Source organism: Spirosoma endophyticum (genome assembly GCF_900112365.1).
Lineage (GTDB): Bacteria > Bacteroidota > Bacteroidia > Cytophagales > Spirosomataceae > Spirosoma > Spirosoma endophyticum.
The window spans coordinates 1-16,284 of the sequence record NZ_FOLQ01000049.1 but is presented as its reverse complement, the minus strand read 5'-3'; the positions used below and the strand labels follow the sequence as shown (position 1 = coordinate 16,284).

The 16,284-nt window shown below is 37.5% G+C and carries 16 protein-coding genes and 1 pseudogene; 9 read left to right on the top strand and 8 right to left on the bottom strand.

Going from position 1 to position 16,284, the window contains the following annotated elements:
• The 4 genes from BM202_RS35465 to BM202_RS35450 form a co-directional block, all read left to right on the top strand.
• A partial coding sequence (locus tag BM202_RS35465; RefSeq protein ID WP_143100879.1) for an integrase core domain-containing protein occupies positions 1-283 on the top strand: 283 nt, incomplete at its 5' end.
• Positions 284-582: 299 nt separating this feature from the next.
• Positions 583-1,524: a hypothetical protein gene (locus tag BM202_RS35460; protein WP_093835180.1), complete on the top strand. Its 942-nt coding sequence runs from the start codon at positions 583-585 to the stop codon at positions 1,522-1,524.
• A gap of 2 nt (positions 1,525-1,526) precedes the next feature.
• Complete coding sequence (locus BM202_RS35455) at positions 1,527-1,874, top strand: hypothetical protein (protein ID WP_093835178.1); 348 nt, start codon at positions 1,527-1,529, stop codon at positions 1,872-1,874.
• Between the two features lie 12 nt (positions 1,875-1,886).
• The gene (locus BM202_RS35450; protein ID WP_093835176.1) at positions 1,887-3,107 is read left to right on the top strand and encodes a hypothetical protein; all 1,221 of its coding nucleotides are present in this window, start codon (positions 1,887-1,889) and stop codon (positions 3,105-3,107) included.
• A 105-nt stretch (positions 3,108-3,212) separates the two neighbouring features.
• Here the strand turns inward: BM202_RS35450 and BM202_RS35445 are convergent, their stop codons facing one another.
• Together BM202_RS35445 and BM202_RS35440 are read right to left on the bottom strand one after the other, a co-directional pair.
• A complete protein-coding gene (locus BM202_RS35445) occupies positions 3,213-3,863 on the bottom strand; it encodes a response regulator transcription factor (protein ID WP_093835174.1) in 651 nt (216 codons plus the stop codon).
• A 147-nt stretch (positions 3,864-4,010) separates the two neighbouring features.
• Complete coding sequence (locus BM202_RS35440) at positions 4,011-4,856, bottom strand: sensor histidine kinase (RefSeq protein WP_245776940.1); 846 nt, start codon at positions 4,854-4,856, stop codon at positions 4,011-4,013.
• Between the two features lie 995 nt (positions 4,857-5,851).
• Between BM202_RS35440 and BM202_RS35430 the strand changes: the two genes are divergently transcribed.
• Positions 5,852-6,634: a hypothetical protein gene (locus tag BM202_RS35430; RefSeq protein ID WP_093835170.1), complete on the top strand. Its 783-nt coding sequence runs from the start codon at positions 5,852-5,854 to the stop codon at positions 6,632-6,634.
• 75 nt (positions 6,635-6,709) lie between these two features.
• On the opposite strand, the gene BM202_RS35425 is transcribed toward BM202_RS35430, so the two are convergent.
• Positions 6,710-6,931, bottom strand: coding sequence for a hypothetical protein (locus BM202_RS35425; protein ID WP_093835168.1), 222 nt, complete (start codon positions 6,929-6,931; stop codon positions 6,710-6,712).
• 120 nt (positions 6,932-7,051) lie between these two features.
• Positions 7,052-7,210 (bottom strand): annotated as a pseudogene (locus BM202_RS35420) (transposase); the annotation flags it as partial.
• Positions 7,211-7,530: 320 nt separating this feature from the next.
• Here BM202_RS35420 and BM202_RS35415 point away from each other — a divergent pair.
• From BM202_RS35415 to BM202_RS35405, 3 genes are read left to right on the top strand one after another with little or no spacing between them, the layout of a single operon-like run.
• On the top strand, positions 7,531-7,866 hold the full coding sequence (locus tag BM202_RS35415; protein WP_093835166.1) for a hypothetical protein: 336 nt from the start codon (positions 7,531-7,533) through the stop codon (positions 7,864-7,866).
• Entirely contained in the window at positions 7,859-9,817 is a 1,959-nt protein-coding gene (locus tag BM202_RS35410) for an FAD-dependent oxidoreductase (protein ID WP_093835164.1), read from the top strand. Before BM202_RS35415 ends, BM202_RS35410 begins: the two co-directional genes overlap by 8 nt.
• Before the next feature lie 14 nt (positions 9,818-9,831).
• Positions 9,832-11,610, top strand: a complete 1,779-nt coding sequence (locus BM202_RS35405) for a hybrid sensor histidine kinase/response regulator (protein ID WP_093835162.1) — start codon at positions 9,832-9,834, stop codon at positions 11,608-11,610.
• On the opposite strand, the gene BM202_RS35400 is transcribed toward BM202_RS35405, so the two are convergent.
• Together BM202_RS35400 and BM202_RS35395 are read right to left on the bottom strand one after the other, a co-directional pair.
• Positions 11,607-12,362: an SAM-dependent methyltransferase gene (locus BM202_RS35400; protein WP_177236819.1), complete on the bottom strand. Its 756-nt coding sequence runs from the start codon at positions 12,360-12,362 to the stop codon at positions 11,607-11,609. The genes BM202_RS35405 and BM202_RS35400 overlap by 4 nt on opposite strands.
• A 178-nt stretch (positions 12,363-12,540) precedes the next feature.
• Positions 12,541-13,116, bottom strand: a complete 576-nt coding sequence (locus BM202_RS35395) for a UvrD-helicase domain-containing protein (RefSeq protein WP_245776939.1) — start codon at positions 13,114-13,116, stop codon at positions 12,541-12,543.
• Between the two features lie 1,354 nt (positions 13,117-14,470).
• On the opposite strand from BM202_RS35395, the gene BM202_RS35385 reads away from it, so the two are divergent.
• Complete coding sequence (locus BM202_RS35385) at positions 14,471-14,914, top strand: hypothetical protein (protein ID WP_093835156.1); 444 nt, start codon at positions 14,471-14,473, stop codon at positions 14,912-14,914.
• Positions 14,915-15,580: 666 nt separating this feature from the next.
• Here the strand turns inward: BM202_RS35385 and BM202_RS35375 are convergent.
• The gene (locus BM202_RS35375) at positions 15,581-15,808 is read right to left on the bottom strand and encodes a hypothetical protein (protein WP_093835152.1); all 228 of its coding nucleotides are present in this window, start codon (positions 15,806-15,808) and stop codon (positions 15,581-15,583) included.
• A 183-nt stretch (positions 15,809-15,991) separates the two neighbouring features.
• Positions 15,992-16,284, bottom strand: a 293-nt coding sequence (locus BM202_RS35370; protein WP_143100771.1) for an integrase core domain-containing protein, incomplete at its 5' end; no start/stop codon positions are given.

The following is a 16,284-nucleotide window of genomic DNA, read 5'->3' as shown; positions in this document are numbered from 1 at the left end:
TCATCCTATGACCCAAGGAAAGATCGAACGTTACCATCGCTCGATGAAGAACGTTCTGTTGTTGGAACACTACTACAGTCCGGATGAACTAAGAACTCGCCTAACGGAGTGGGTAGACTATTATAATCATCAACGGTACCATGAATCACTGGACAACGTACGGCCAGCCGATGCTTACTGGGGCCGCCAGGATCAGATCTTGGCCGAACGGCAAAAAATTAAGCAGCTAAGTTTGTCTCAACGCCGGAAAAGTCATATTTTTCAGCGAGCCCAAAGTGGCTAAAACCATCTCTTCTCTTTTCACCCGCATCTGTCCACTTTTACTTGACGACGTACATCTATAAGTGCCTTTAGCAAACCACAGCTATAAGACTTTTCTGTGCCCAGAGTCATAAAGCCTTTTACTGGCCTTGGTATCAGGTAGCCAGATTCTTTCACTAAGCTAGAACACGCTTTCATTCATATCCAGTTAAAAGCCCCAATAAAATAGGAGGTATTTACGATTAGCAATAGGAGGTATTTCCCATACGCTGATAAATAGTGATGAATGACCTTTGTCAGGTCTTAAAACTATTCTAATTCATGAAAAATCTAAAATTCCCTTATCTATTAATGGTCCTGATTTGGCTGTCAGGGTGTGCTGCTCTTACCAATTCGCAACGCAACACAGTGGTCAACTATGCCAAGCTTACTCAAGCGTATACGCAGTACCCCAGCGAGGTTGCTAAAGAGTACATTGCTCTCAATTATGAGATAGTCAATATGCCATTAGCCTACAGCCAGGCTAATGATACGCTTGTACACAGTACAATACTGAAAAACTTAGCAACCTTTGAACAAGGTAATCAGAATGTTCAAAGAGTTGATGATGCCATTGGCGTTTTGCGCCAATACGCAAAATCTCTCGAAGCTCTCTCTACAGCTGGATTGCCAGACGGATTCGGTAAAAATGCCGAACTACTGGGCAAGTCGCTGGATAATGTTGCGACAACCTTTAACACAACATATAAACCTAGCACCCTATTACCTGTTGGTTTTGGCAAACTGATTGGAGATGTTATTTCTTTAGTAGGGAGAAAATATATCAATCATAAGCAAGCCGTTTCTCTTCGTAGATATATAAGTCGTGGCGATACATTGATTCGCTTGCTTGATCAAGACGCCCAATCTGCTTTTAACACCCTAAATAGTCGGTGGTCTTTACAGAAGCAACTTATAAAGGCGCAACACACAGCATTGCTACAAAAAATGCATGATCAAGACGTAGCAGCTAAAACTTACTATTCATATGAGCTTAATCAAGATATGGTTGATATGATTGGGCGCGTAGCAGCTTTCGATAAATTGCTTGCAAGTACCCCTAAAGCTATGTCTAATGTTTACCAAGCTCATAAAAGTGTTTTAGCAGATATTCAGCAGAAACGCTCTATTGAAGATCAAATTGCGGATATACAGCAATTATATGAGGACGTCACAAAACTTCAATCAGAATATCAAAACCTAATCAATCCATCCCAAAAATAGCCATGAATAACAATCCATTAGCCTTAAATACAAGGGACCTAATTACTAGTGTTCTTATCGAACTGACCGGAATAATTGGACCGATGCCTGTTGCTGACCCGGATTTTCCAATTTTACAGGCAATACTTAACGAATTATCCCAGCTCAACTTCAAAATTGTCGTTGACGATATTAACCAAATGGCGACTACTATAAATCAGCATAATGTTGATCTTCAAAATCTAACACAGCAAATTCGGGGAACTACAACTCAGTTACAGAATTTATCAAATCGGCTCAAGCAAGTCTCTGATACGATCACCTTCCTTGTAGATACCTTCGCGAAAGGGATGGCTCTGGGAATACTTTAAATAGCGATAAATATGCTAGAATTGCCAACCATCTTTGATGTCCTTCTGTCGCTGACATACATTTTTTTTATAGTGAGTCTGTTTGTGTCAGGCATTTGGGAGTTTATCAGCACGATTATTCAAGACAAGCGGGCAAAGCTTCTCCAGCACTCTCTGAAATACCTGCTTGATGACCCGCGATTTGCTGATTTAATCTACGGCCACCCACTCATTAAGGGACAAATTATTCGCCGTAAACGTCAGTCTCTGGAGATAATTTTTCACTGGTTGCTTAACCGTGAAATTGACTCAAATACCAACGAAGTTGTGATACGTCCGTCCTATATTGCGCCAAGTGTCTTCGCTCGCGTATTATTGGGGCTTATTCAACAAAATGCGCTTGAAGCTGCCTCGACTTCCGTTCCAGTACCCCCTCTTCCGCAAAGTAATCTTCAATTAGTAAATCAATGGGTTGATCAATTAAAAGACAGTACCCTCAGTCTCAATCCAAAAGCATTGCAAGAATTGCAAGCAATTCTTATGGCTTTAATGCAAGATGCTGACGCTACGAATGGGGGTGTTGGTAAAGTAATTATAGCTATTGAGAAATGGTATAGTGCTTATATGGAGCGTGTATCTGGCTACTTTAAACAATACAGCCAGCAAGGTATTAGATGGGTTGCTCTTGCCTTGGTAATCGTATTCAATATTGATGCTTTACATTTGACCACAAGGCTGTACCAAGATCCTATATTACGTGAACTTACTGTAGGGCAAGCAAAAGAAGTTGTACGGGTTGTTGGAGATAGCATTAATCTAATAGTGGCCCGTAGGACGATTGCCGAACAAGCTATTCGTCGTCAATTTAAAGTTGATTCAACTAAAAGAAAGGATGCCTCTGCAGATACGATTAAAAAACTCATAAAACAACGCGATGCAACCTTAGCCTTTATTGGCCAAAAAGCAAAGACCACACAAGATAGCTTAGAGCAAAATCGGAGAATACTTGCAGCTGAGTCGCTAGGTATCCAACAGTTACCTGTAGGTTGGGGAACTCTTGTAAAAGAACTTAATGATCCGAGCACGAACAAGGTATGGTTACTTATAAAAAAGCTAATAGGTTGGGTGCTAATGGTTTCAGCAGTATCATTCGGAGCACCGTTTTGGTTTGACTTACTAGTTAAATTGGTTAATATTCGTAACGTTGGTAAAATACCAGAAGAGCGTGAAAAGGGGAGAGACAGCGGTAAATAACTAAAGTTTTGGCAATATTTATAGAAGCTAATAAGTTTTTCAAAAACACTTGCTATCTGTATTGAAAATACAGATAGCAAGTGTTTTTTTTGTAAAAAGGGGATTTCATAAATCAATCAGTCCATGACGAATGGCTTCAATAACCATACCTACGCGTGTACGAACATTCATTTTCTGAAATACAACTTCCCGATAGCCATCAACCGTACGAGGACTTACGCACATTTTATCAGCGATCTGGTTATAGGTCATCTCACTACAAGCCAACTTCAGGAACTCTAATTCGCGATCGTTTAAATTAAAGAACGGAGCAGGGCTGCCTTCCCCGATAGTATTCAGACTGCGGATAAGTTGTGTAGTCAGGAAATCGGAGTAATGATAGCCCTTTGTCATTAAATCGCTTAATGCCTGAAGAAGCCCACTTGTACGGCATCCTTTAAGCAGATAGCCACGTGCTCCATTGCGTATCATGCGGATAATGTCCGCTTCGCGATCGGTCATTGATAAGGCCAGCACACGTACTGTCGGATGTAATTGTCGGAGTTGAGCAGCTGTTTCAAAACCATCCATTTCGGGCATACTCACGTCTACTAAAGCGACGTCAGGAATTCGGTTGCTCCGCTGAATTTGATTAAGCAAATCACGACCATTTGTCGCCACGAGAAGTACTTCATATTGATCGAATTTACGGATCAAATCGGCAAAGGCCTCAGCTACCAGCTGATGGTCATCGACAATGGCAATAGAAGTTGGCATGAGAAAGTTGTTTTAAGCAATAAATAGTTTGAAAGTCAGCACGTTTCTTCACAAAATATAACACCCGACCCGGGTTATTCATTTGAACTGGTATTTCTTAGAGTTGCTCTGTATGTAATGACCACATTGAACTGGATAACTATTTTCTCAAATCATTCGATTATGGGGTAAACGAATTTGAACACGTGTGCCCCCTCCTACCTGACTATCTACTACACAGGTTCCGCCCAGTAACCCAGCCCTTCGATGAAGGTTGTTGAGGCCCGCTCCAGCCTTCTCCAAGATTCGGGCGTTGGCCTCTTCAATGTTGAATCCTTGACCATCATCAGCAACGGTAAGTATGAAACTATCAGGCTTATAGGCGGTCGAAACAGTGATAGTATGCGCGTTGGCGTGTTTCAACGCATTATTTATTGACTCCTGCGCCATCCGTAATAAAACGATCTCGGTTTCTTCGCCTAACGAATACACGCCTCCCGACATAACAAAGTCTGTGTGTATCCGACCAATCTGTTCTATGCGTTCCAATTCAAGAGTGAGACTGGGCGTAAGTCCAAAACGCCGAACTGTATCATAATCCAAGGTTTTGGAAAGTGCCCGTACATCCATAATAACGGTTTGAACCAGGTCACGGGTCTGTAATACGGTTTGCTCAATAGCCGGCTCAGGATGTAGATATTTGTCGTCTAACGAATTTAATCGCATCACGATTACGGTTAAGAGCTGGCCAACATTATCGTGGAGCTCCTGAGCGATTTGTTGGAGCGTCTGATTCTGAGTTTCCAGTTGAGCCTGCAGCAATTCGCGCTGAAACACTTCCTGCATCAGTTGTTTTTCCATTAAGACTTCACGCCGACGCCTGTGGTAATGGATGATAAACCTAACCCCAAACAGAGCCATTAACAGTAAGACGACAATTCCTGTAATGGCCATGATAATAGCCGCACCTGATATACCTATGAAAACAATCATACCGTGATAAGCCTCACTCATAATTATTTAAGGGGAAATTAATAAAGCAAACTAAAATAAGAACGCTATAAAATAAGTAACTGAATGTGTATCCGATATAAGCAGCATTACGAGCTAAATCTTCATCAGTCAATCCTGCATAGTTGAGTAGACCGGTAATGAAAAAATTCCCAATAAAGTAGAAAAGAAGGCTGACTACCACCCAGAACGTACGATCTTTTTCGGGTCTGTACTGCTTATCATGATTTAACAGTTCCCGGAAATAGACGAAACAACAATAAATAACAAAAACACTTTCGACGATATTGAATAAGGTACTAAAGTTGTTGACAGGCTCCCATGTTCCAGTAGAATAAGTATTTACTTTACTGAGAAACCAGAACAACGGGATGGAAGCTAACACCCTAGTTTGTATCGACTTCTGTATGAATGTCTGGTAAAAAAAAATAGCTAATATGGCATAACTGATAACCGAAAAAGGGATTGATAAATTTAATTGAATGACTATGAGTGAGTTATAATAGTCATCTTCTTGGTTAAGTACACGGGTATCGTTCGGAAAGAACGGTTTAAATTTCGATGCGTAAGGATATCCAGAAGCAAAAAGAGCAAGTGGATATAAGATAAGTATCTTTAAGTTAGGGTCAAGACGATTCCAATTAACTAGAATGGCTGCGGTTGTGACAAACGCCAGTGACAAATAGATCTTGTCTATTATAGATAACTGTATCAACCAATCTATCATAATTAATTTTACAATATAAAATCAGTGGGGTTGTTTGCAATTACTATATTCGACAATGCAGTTAAAATGGATAGTAAATATCTAACTTTTAAGACTATTCAAGCGGGGGATTCTCCCGTTTTAAAGTATTAATAAGCGGGTGTTTTCCCGTATTTGTTCTGTTGTATTCTAAAATCAGCTTGACCTCTTTACTTTTGTTTCAGCCTATAATGAAGTACTTGATCTAATATTCCAGACAACTTATAATCGGAGTAATGATTTAACACCATCAATGAATAAATCTCCGCTAAGGCCTATCCCGCAATCTGTTGGAAGTACAATTTTAAACGTACTTATTCTGACATTACTTTTGCGGATTTTGACTCCAATGGCTTATTGGATTTGGAAGCCAATGGGGTTTATTGTGCCACTGCTTTTTATTGGGAGAGCCTATAAGCCGCTGGTTAGGAAGTGTATTTATGGCCAAAAGGCAGAATCTGTTTACGTGCCAGATAAAAGGTTTGATTCAGGTCTGCGATATAAGGGAAAAAGGTTCGTCGTCGATATTGAGAACAAGTACTACTTAACTGATCAACAGCGAACAATTGCCAGAGCGGAAGGTGCTTTAAAGTTATGTTTGATATGCCTGGCGATTTTGTGGGTAGCCCTTAAGCCAGAAAAAATAAAGACCATTCCGAAGGCTCCACTGACAATAAACAATATACGTATTGGCACTCCATTAAGTGTTTTCAAAAAACAGCAGAACAATACGATTAAATATATGAATGCATATTGGCGTCGAGTTGAAAATGCTGAGTACGGCAAAATTTCTGGTAAGCTTGAAATTTATATAAGAAATAAACGTATTAATGGAATTACATTTATCCCTTCTGACACGAGCACTAACACAAATAGGCGATTAGCTAAAATGCTCTACGCAGAGTATGGTCCAGCTCAAGACGCTTCCGATGGTTTCCTGCATTGGGAAAATGATTCTATTAAATTAAGTCTTTACCCGGCACCCTATACCAATCTTGACCTTCATCGAAATATTAAACTAGTAACCTGGAAATAAACCTTCACAGTTGGCTGTAACCCTATCACATAAATGTGTGAGTTTTACTGCCTACTAGTTTTTTCAAATCAACCGTTACCGCACCTGACGGATCTCACCTAGAATTGTACTTAAGCTGGATTCCTGATCGGGAAAATCCAGACTCATGTACAGCTTGAATTTCCAAAGTTCGATCACCTGAGTTGCTTCCAGGGCATAGGGCTTGTAGGCCGAATTGAGCGAGTGAAGCATCTTCTGGTCGTGGATACCCGTTTCATTGATCACCACCCATCCCCTTCCATCTTCAATCGAATACAAATCCCTGATGTATTCGCCCAGTACGTAGGACCCAATCGGATCTTCAGCATCGAATCAATCCACTTATTGATCTGTGCATTAGTCCGTAATGAAGGCTACCTCTTTTTTGTTGAAGAACGCCTACACTAATTTTGGGTCTTTTTCCAGACATTTGATTTGATCAAGAACTGCTACCGTTAGGTCTACCAGACTCGTAAAAACCTGATTCTTCAAACTACGTTTCAACTGACTCCAGACCAACTCGACTGGGTTGAGTTGGGGACTATAGGCCGGTAGACGTTCCAGTTGGCACTCAATTTAAAAATGGGTGCGTTGACCAGCACATCCTATGATACTTTTTATAACGTAGCCAATTTAGGGATCACTTCTATCAGGGGGGAATTTCCGCCCAGTTCGTGGCCCGCCATGCAAGAATAGTATACTTTCTGAACTAATACGTACAAATATTTTAATCCGGCAATTTGATAAATGCCCAATTTTTAAAATTGCCATTCTAAAATAATACATAAATGAATTGACAACCCAAAATTGTTTGTGAAATTGGATCTTTGTTTTCTATCAAGTGGTGCTAGAAATATAAATTAATTGAGAAAAGTAAAATGAAGTATCTATTGGATATATATCAGGATGACGAAGAGGGAATGAAAAAGATACTAAAAGGTATTTATGCTCAATTTGAAATACTACCAATGCAACTAACTAAATATACAGATTCCATCGACTATAAGAGCCTCATTAATCTTTGCCATGTAATGAGTGCTAATGCTATGATGATTGGATCATATGAATTAAAAAGTAAATTCTTGGAGCTTGAAGCAGGTTTAATTGATCATGTTTTCAATCCTGAAGAGGTATCAGAACGTGTTGAGGAAATCCAAAAACTTTTACCACCAGCGATAGAGTCAATTAACATATATCTAAATTATTATGACTAGTTCATCCGCTCAAAGTGTAGTAATAATGGGTGGTGGTGTGGCTGGCTTAAGCGCAGCGCATGAACTCTTGAAAAGAGGCTACGAAGTTACTATCATTGAAAAAAGAGAAACGAATTTTGGTGGGAAAGCGCGAAGTATTGACTATCACCCATCACAAACACGTTTGACTTTACCTGCCGAACATGGTTTTCGTTTCTTTCCTGGTTTCTACGGAAATATTACCAGGACGATGAAAGAAATAAAGTTACATAACAACAAAACAGTATTCGACAATCTAGTCCCGGTATCTTATTACACATTTCTTTTCACTGATGATCGTAAACCCGTTAATGTACCCGTAAATATAGGGCATGATGTTTACGGGCTTCATTTTGGTAAAGCAATGAATGATCTTAAAGCCTTGCAGCGAGCTTTTGATGATGGAACCATCGACGTCAGTGATTCGGGACGAGACTTCTTCATTAAACGGTTATTTGAATTATTTACAGCTTGTGAAGAACGCTATCTTACAGAATATGAACGGATTCCTTGGGAAGAATTCATAGAAGCAAACAATCCAAATTATGGCAAAGATTACAAACAACTATTAGCTGAAGGATTAACTAAAAACTTAGTAGCATGTCGAGCCGATAAAGCTTGTACTCGTACTGGAGGTAAAATACTGGCTCATATGATCTGGCAAATCATAAATCCATTCGGAACAGGGGCAGATAGAGTCTTGAATGCGCCAACTAATGAAGCCTGGCTTATACCCTGGGTTAGTTTCCTTAAAAAAACCTACCCGAATACGTTTACAATAGAAAGTGGTAAACGTGTTATGAAATTGGATGTGAAAAAGAAAGCAATAACTAGAAAAAATGATTTCATCTCATGGGAAAGAAATACAGTTGATAGTATATCCATTAACGATGCTAATGATGTTGGTTCAGCTCATACAACAGTAATAGGGAACAACTATATAGCAGCAATTCCTATAGAGCGCTTGAGTAGATTACTAAATGATAGCAAGTTAGTAGTTGACATGGACCCAACACTTAAGCTCGTAGAAGAACTAGCTAAACAGGTTGAATGGATGAGTGGAATGGTCTTTTACCTTAATAAAGATGTACAAATAGCTGATGCACACGTAACTATAGCGAATTCAGGATTAGCCATTACAATATTTTCACAGACGCAGTACTGGCAGACTTACTTACAAGCAAACCCATTACCTTCCTATCAAGATAAGCCAATCAAGTCAATATTATCTATAATTGTTTCTGATTGGAATGCAAAAGGTATACTATATCCAAAAATATGCTTAAAAGAAATGACACACAATCAGGTCATTTTAGAAGTGTGGAGCCAGTTGAAGTGTTGTACTATATTTGATAGTAAAAGCGAAACGTATTTCAAATTGACGGATGATGACTGTTTTTTGTCACTTACATTCATAGATGAATCAATTGTGAATGATCGCAATCGTCCGGGACACCTATTCAATAAAGAGCCCTTACTAGTAAACACAATTGTAACAAACGCTCTCCGTCCAGATTCGCATACCAGAGTGGACAATCTGTATCTCGCAGCTGATTTCGTTCGAACCCATAGTGACTTAGCTGATATGGATACGGCTAATGAAGCAGCCAGAAAAGCGGTTAATAATATATTGGATAAAGACGGAAGAAAGAGTGAATTCTGCAAAACGGCTACCTATGTATTGCCCACTTTATTGGGGTTATTCAGTTTAGCACGTAGGTTCGACAAAAGAAATTTTCAACGTGGCTTACCTTGGAGACCATTCTCTCCATTATTACATTTTTTCAATTACAGTTTCATCTTTTTTGCTCGTGTAATAAAACTACCTAGACCTTTAATTCTATTATCAGCCTTATTATATTTAATTGTGTTAGCTATAATCCTAATTATAAATTTTTTAATAAGTGTAATTTTGAATATTTTTAGATTTTAACAAAGAAGGTAAGTATGATTTTTTCACACTACGTGCCACCGGCTGATATTACTGATGAAGATCAAAAAATAAGATTTCGCCATTTTAATACTTGTAGCCAATTAACAATAATAACAATGGTTGTTATTGTTGTAGGTAATATACTATTTGATTTCCATCAAGTACTAATAATATCAATAATATTCTTATTTATTTTTAGCGCTATCTTTTATGGATTTTATAAATGTATTATTTCCTTAAATTTATCTGTTAATTTCTTTATTGGTGCTGGCGCAGCCTTTGTTGGATTAGGAGCCTTTGTTTCTGGTGGTTTTAGTAGTCCAGTATTATTCTGGTCGTTACTTATCCCCTTACATGCTTTTTGGTTATTAAATAAAAAGTCTGCTTTGGGTTGGTTTATAGTAGCATCCATTTTACCAATACTTTTCATTATATTCGATTTCGCAGGTTTCAGATACGAGGAGCCCTACAATTATTTTGAAGGCAATAACCGCTATTATGCTTTAGTAACGATATTATTTCTGATATTATATACCTTCACTATAGGAAATACTTTTGAAAATAATAAAATTCGTTCATTAAAAGAGGTAAACGAAGCAAATGAAGAATTACGAGTAACACTATCTCAGCTTGAAATAACTAAGAATAAACTAGAAACAGCAGAGAAACATAAAGACTTATTTATCGCTCAAATGAGCCACGAAATGCGCACTCCGATGAATGCGATCGTAGGTGTAAGCGAATTACTTAAATCTAATATTAATGATGATAAGGACGAATTAGTAGAAATACTAGACCGCTCATCTAAACATCTTCTATATATTATTGAAGATATTCTTGATATCACTAAAATTCAAACTGGAAAATTTCACTATCATGCAATAATATTTGACTTGAAGCCAGTACTCAAAACAGTTTATGATTCTAATAAACGAATGGCTGAGTCAAAAAAAATATCATTTTATTTGCAAATAATGAATGAATTGCCAGAAAAACTAGTTGGCGATCCATATAGGCTATCACAGATATTAAATAACTTAATTGGTAATGCGATAAAATTTACTGAGAAAGGGGAAGTTAGATTTACTATAGCGTATGAAGAAGAATCTAAAACAATAATCTATACAATTAACGATACAGGTATTGGAATGTCCGATGAAGAAGTAAGTAAAGTATTTGATATTTTTAGCCAAGCTAATTCAGAAATCCATCTTAAATTTGGAGGTACTGGAATGGGACTTAGCATTACGCGGCAATTGGTTGAATTATTTAAAGGTAGAATTCACGTAAAAAGTAAAATTGGAAAAGGTACAATGGTAACCGTAGCTTTACCAGCTAAGATTCAAGAACAGTATACTTTCGAAGAAGTAATAGATGAAGTAATCTTAGTAAAAATTAAAGATAAGTTATCCGGCCTGAAAATATTAATTGCTGAAGATAATGAAACAAACAAGTTGATAGTAAAAAAATTACTGCATTCAGAAGTACCATTATTAAAAATTGATTTTGCATCAAATGGAGACGAAGTACTATCTATGGTATTAGAATCAAATTATGATATCATACTGATGGATATACAAATGCCAAACAAAAGTGGCCTTGAAACCACAAAGATTATACGGGCGCATACAGACAAAAAAATAAGTAGTTTAAAAATAATAGCGCTTACGGCATTTGCACGAAAATCAGAAGCGGCTAATTTTCTAGCCATTGGTATGAATGATTATGCATCCAAACCAATTATTAAACTTGAATTAATTCAGAAAATTTACAATTTAGTATCAAATGATTAGGGTTTTTCAGCACAATAAATATTATAGTTCCATAATCCCTTTTCGAAAGTAACATATTGGTAATAAGCAGAACGCATATTCATAGAATTCAACTTATTTCGTTTTCCTACTAAACGCAACAAAGCATCACATAGGAACCCAATCAGAAAGCAAAGAAACAATCTTCTAATACTTGGCCAAACCTGTTTATTACAATTGTATTTTTTTATATTAAAAAATCCAGCGCTCTCTAGCTGATTTTCAAAATCACGTTCATAGGAAAAATCTAAAATCGACCAACTATCTGTCCATTTTTTCATTATCTTCTTATCAGCATCATTTGTTTTATCAGTTGACCAAAAGAAATCAATAACTATAATTTTCCCATCCGGTTTTAATATCCGTTTAGCTTCTTCTAGAAAAAAGGTTTTATCAACTGCATAACATGAACTTTCTATAGCATAAGCAATATGAAACTCATCATTTTTAAAATCTGTATTGCAATAGTCCTGAACTCTAAAATCAATAAAATTCAAATTTTCCTTTCGCGCAAGATGCCTGGCTTGTTCAATTTGCATTAGTGACAGAGATATTCCGGATACTTCGCAATTATAATTTTTGGCAAGATATACTGCTGGTCCTCCTACTCCGCACCCCAAATCAATCAATCGTTGCCCTTCCTTAATTTGGCCTAATTGAGCTACTTTCTTGTTGATATTAAATAATGCATCTCTTAATCGCTTTGTATCGGATTCCCAATAGCCATAATGCATACAATGATGCGATTTAAGATGCCATATTAATTCATAATCAATTTGACACTGGTGATAATAGTCAATTATTTGATCGTGGTAACTATAATTCTTCATATAAAATTTTAATGTACTTTTTTTATTGAATATCACTCATTTAAGAACAGATGTAGTTTACATAGCTGAATGGCCTAGTGCACTATAATTTTCTTACCACCCATGTTTTGCCATCGTCCCCGGGATCATCTCGGCCTGACAGCATGACCGGGTCAAGACATTCTTCCGACACTCTGTTTAGCAGACGTACTAAACCCAATGCCCGCTCCCAGCGCGAACGCGTTGGTTCACCGATCAATAATTCAATGTCATCAATTTCAGCAAAGCGGCTAATGTTTCGATAGAGAACAAACTGTTGGTCGAAGTCATCCAGAATTCGATAGCTCCCTTTCAGTCGGGTGTACTCCCGGTATTCTTCCAGTAATCGCAAAAAGGGGGCGTGAAGCGTACCAAGATACATTTCATTCAGATTTACCCGAAGCCCTGAGCGAAGCAGTTGATTCGATACCCACGTGACCAATTCTTTAGCCGTCTTCTCAGTAAAGGTGGCCACAAATAAATTCTCAGCTGGAGTGCCTAGCTGAACCAGCCGAACAATTCGATCAACCAGAGTCTTTGTTTTACCTGATCCGTGCCCGGCAATAATAAGTAAAGGTCCTTCGGTAGTTTCAGTAGCCCGACGTTGAGCAGGGTTAGGGCTGTTGTCAATAAACGACATAGTTAAGGTTTACAAAGATTATGGAGTGAATAGAAAAAATAGGTTGTTAAATATAATTAATAAGTAATAATATGCAAATACGGATGTGGCTGTTTCACAACTCATTTGTTATCAAGATAGCTATCCAAACAAGCATCTTACTCCTGCTATGATAGAGTTTTAAAACTCAAATCCGGCTGATTAGAAATTGATGCTCTTGGAATTATTTTCGGTTGAGAGTTGCGCAACAGCCACGTTCGTTTAATAAACGATAAACCGAGTTCATTTTGTGATTTATGTTTTACAAACTCAGCCAATTTGAATAAATGAGACGTTGATTTTTAAGATGGCAATTTGAGAAGGCAGTTAGCCATTATACACTGCAAAAGATAAAATTTTATCAAAGGGTCGTTAAAACGGGCGTTTAAAGAAACTGTATAGTAAGGCCATGTATCCGGGAATAGCGGGTAAACCTAAAAAGGTGATGGCGATGGCCGACCACTAAATTCCCAGTCGGCCTTCGCCATCACTTGGACCCGAATCGCTTCTTTCATAAAAGACAAATTCAGTAATAGCACCTAAATTAGCTGTATAACAAAACTCCAGTTTTGTGTAACTTTTCGTCTAGGTAAACATAACATAGATTATACAACAGATTGGCCACAAAAGATTTGACATTAACGCCCCTGTTCGACGGGTTGCTCTCTTTTCAGATTGACGGGGTAGAAGTGGACTTACATAATGAGTACGATTGTCGAGCTGTCTCATTGGAGAAGAATGCGCTAAGGCTTTCGTTCATTCACGTATCCACGAGTCAGCCTATCATAATCCTGTTCAAAGATGCAGTACTTTGTGTTCTTTCTTTTGACCCGAGTAGTCCTGATAGTACACTAGACCTTTTTTATCGAGGTCGTTTTGAAGAGGGGGAGAATGTGCTTTCAACCTACGATCAGCAAGGGCGAAGCTATTACTATCTCAGCTTCTATAATGGAAGCGAAATTCAACTATTAGCTCGTAGTGTAACAGCTAGCTTTACATAAAGCAAATTATAAAACAAAAAATGCCGCTAATGACCATTAAACAGGTAGTAGCCATCATACTAATACTTAACTTTCCTTTGAAAGCCTTTTTTCATTATCAGTATATACGAGAAGTAGGATTAGTGCGGGCAAGCTCTCTAAGTGATTATCTGTATATGCTACCCATTGTAAATGGCCCAAGCAACAGATATAAATCTATTACTAATGGTATAGTCGTCTTTCAGCTAATTACTATACTCGGCTTACTGTTAATCAACCGTGATCTAATCTTCACTTTGATTAAAGATTGGAAGAATGTGCCCTAATTAACATAATGCCACTTATATAACAGATTTATGGAGAGTTGGCAGCATATCAAAGACACTGTCTATTTTGAAGATGGAAGTCTTAGAGAGATATATGTTTACAACACCAATCAAACAGATTGGCTTAAATGGGTCGCCTTTGTAAATCGAACCTATAAGGTCTTATTCTATAACGGATCGACAGATAGGTATGAAGACAAAATAAATCCAGATGTAATTATTAGCTTTTGGCAGACTATACCTGATTGGCATTGTGATGCAACAATTTATTTAAGAGATGTTTTAGTAAAAACTTATTTTTTTTCTCCAGAAGAAATAGAAAATGACATTGATCCAAAAGAGGTTAAATCTCTGGATGATCACCAAGCAATAGTTTCTTATCTATACGCCGTAGCAGACACTTTGCAAAAACCAATTTATTTCACGGAAGAATGGTCAAGAGACAGACTAGTATGGAGCGTAATTAAACCATGACAGATCCAGAAAAAGTTTATTCTCATTTGAATATTAACAAGAACACGTTGTTAAGTAATTATGAGCTTACAGAAAAATAGTCTCTTAACATAATCCTAGTTATGCAACAGGTCTTGTATTAATGATAAAATGATTAAAAGAATTGATCTGAAAAATTAGCAAATTTCAAATGCATCAGCATTTAGGACATGGGCATAGTATTGGTGATCTTACCAATCAAGAAAAAATTACTTTACATAAGCTTTTAGTCGAAACTGGACTTGAAATGCTATCACAGACAGTGACAGGGCAAGTAGGGTACAGTGACGTCCCAACTGAGCATTTATTTAATATATATGATTTTCGGCTAAAAAACCTTTCTTCTTCATCTAAAATAAAAAGCGATCTCGAATCCTTAGTTAGTAATATGTCAAAGTTTAAAGGCAGTTCAATTAGATTCGTTATAACAAGAAATGATACTTTTAAATATTTAATATTCACTGACAGGAAATTTAACGAACTGCTAGGGCATTTGGAGTCTAGTTCCTTAAAATAGTTATACATTTAACATTTAGCCAAATGTAGTTTATATTATATTTTATCAATTTCTGTTGCATAACTAATTTTATGTAAAGGGATTATAACAATGAGGACAACAAATTATAAATATTTTTTATCGTCCAATAATCATAAAAGTCTATCCGCCTCAAAATTGGTGATTCCTAAATCACTGAGGGGAACATTAAATACATTACTACATTCTATGATTAAATCTGCGACTTCATAATAGGCCAAGGATTTCCCTGCATCGAAGTCAGTCTTAGCCTTTGAAGCGGAAGTTGTTGCACGCATGTTTTCCTGAATTAATTGGATAAGATGTCCCAGAAATAACTCTTTCTTGCTACTAGCATCCATATAAGTTATTCTATTGTATAAGTGCAATTATGTAAAGTAAGATTCATTTTAATGAATTAACTACCTCCCATACTGTGTCAATAGTAGTCCAAAAGTTGTTAACCTGTTCTAAGTCTAGGTTGGCCTTGTAATATGGAGTGTTATTGTCCTTACCCCGTTATATGAGCCAGTTTTGACTGGAGCTTAAGCCGCCTGCCGGTATTCAACGGGCGTCATAAACTTCAATGCTTGATGAGGGCGCTCCGTATTGTACTCCACCAGCCAAGCATCCACCGTTCGGCGTACCTGCGCCAGACTATTGAACGTGTTGGCGTTCAGTACCTCTCGTCGAAATGTGCCATTGAATCGTTCAATATAAGCATTTTGCGTGGGCTTGCCCGGTTCAATCCAATGTAATACCACCTGCTTTTCAGCACACCAATCCTGCAAGGCTTGGCTAATAAATTCAGGTCCGTTGTCGCTTCGTAACCGCTCTG

Coding starts and splice junctions, on each gene's coding strand:
- BM202_RS35445 (WP_093835174.1), bottom strand. CDS start 3,863: ATGCCAACTTCTATTGCCATTGTCGATGACCATCAGCTGGTAGCTGAG.
- BM202_RS35410 (WP_093835164.1), top strand. CDS start 7,859: ATGACTAGTTCATCCGCTCAAAGTGTAGTAATAATGGGTGGTGGTGTG.
- BM202_RS35440 (WP_245776940.1), bottom strand. CDS start 4,856: ATGAGTGAGGCTTATCACGGTATGATTGTTTTCATAGGTATATCAGGT.
- BM202_RS35405 (WP_093835162.1), top strand. CDS start 9,832: ATGATTTTTTCACACTACGTGCCACCGGCTGATATTACTGATGAAGAT.
- BM202_RS35375 (WP_093835152.1), bottom strand. CDS start 15,808: ATGGATGCTAGTAGCAAGAAAGAGTTATTTCTGGGACATCTTATCCAA.
- BM202_RS35430 (WP_093835170.1), top strand. CDS start 5,852: ATGAATAAATCTCCGCTAAGGCCTATCCCGCAATCTGTTGGAAGTACA.
- BM202_RS35460 (WP_093835180.1), top strand. CDS start 583: ATGAAAAATCTAAAATTCCCTTATCTATTAATGGTCCTGATTTGGCTG.
- BM202_RS35455 (WP_093835178.1), top strand. CDS start 1,527: ATGAATAACAATCCATTAGCCTTAAATACAAGGGACCTAATTACTAGT.
- BM202_RS35400 (WP_177236819.1), bottom strand. CDS start 12,362: ATGCATTATGGCTATTGGGAATCCGATACAAAGCGATTAAGAGATGCA.
- BM202_RS35395 (WP_245776939.1), bottom strand. CDS start 13,116: ATGTCGTTTATTGACAACAGCCCTAACCCTGCTCAACGTCGGGCTACT.
- BM202_RS35450 (WP_093835176.1), top strand. CDS start 1,887: ATGCTAGAATTGCCAACCATCTTTGATGTCCTTCTGTCGCTGACATAC.
- BM202_RS35415 (WP_093835166.1), top strand. CDS start 7,531: ATGAAGTATCTATTGGATATATATCAGGATGACGAAGAGGGAATGAAA.
- BM202_RS35385 (WP_093835156.1), top strand. CDS start 14,471: ATGGAGAGTTGGCAGCATATCAAAGACACTGTCTATTTTGAAGATGGA.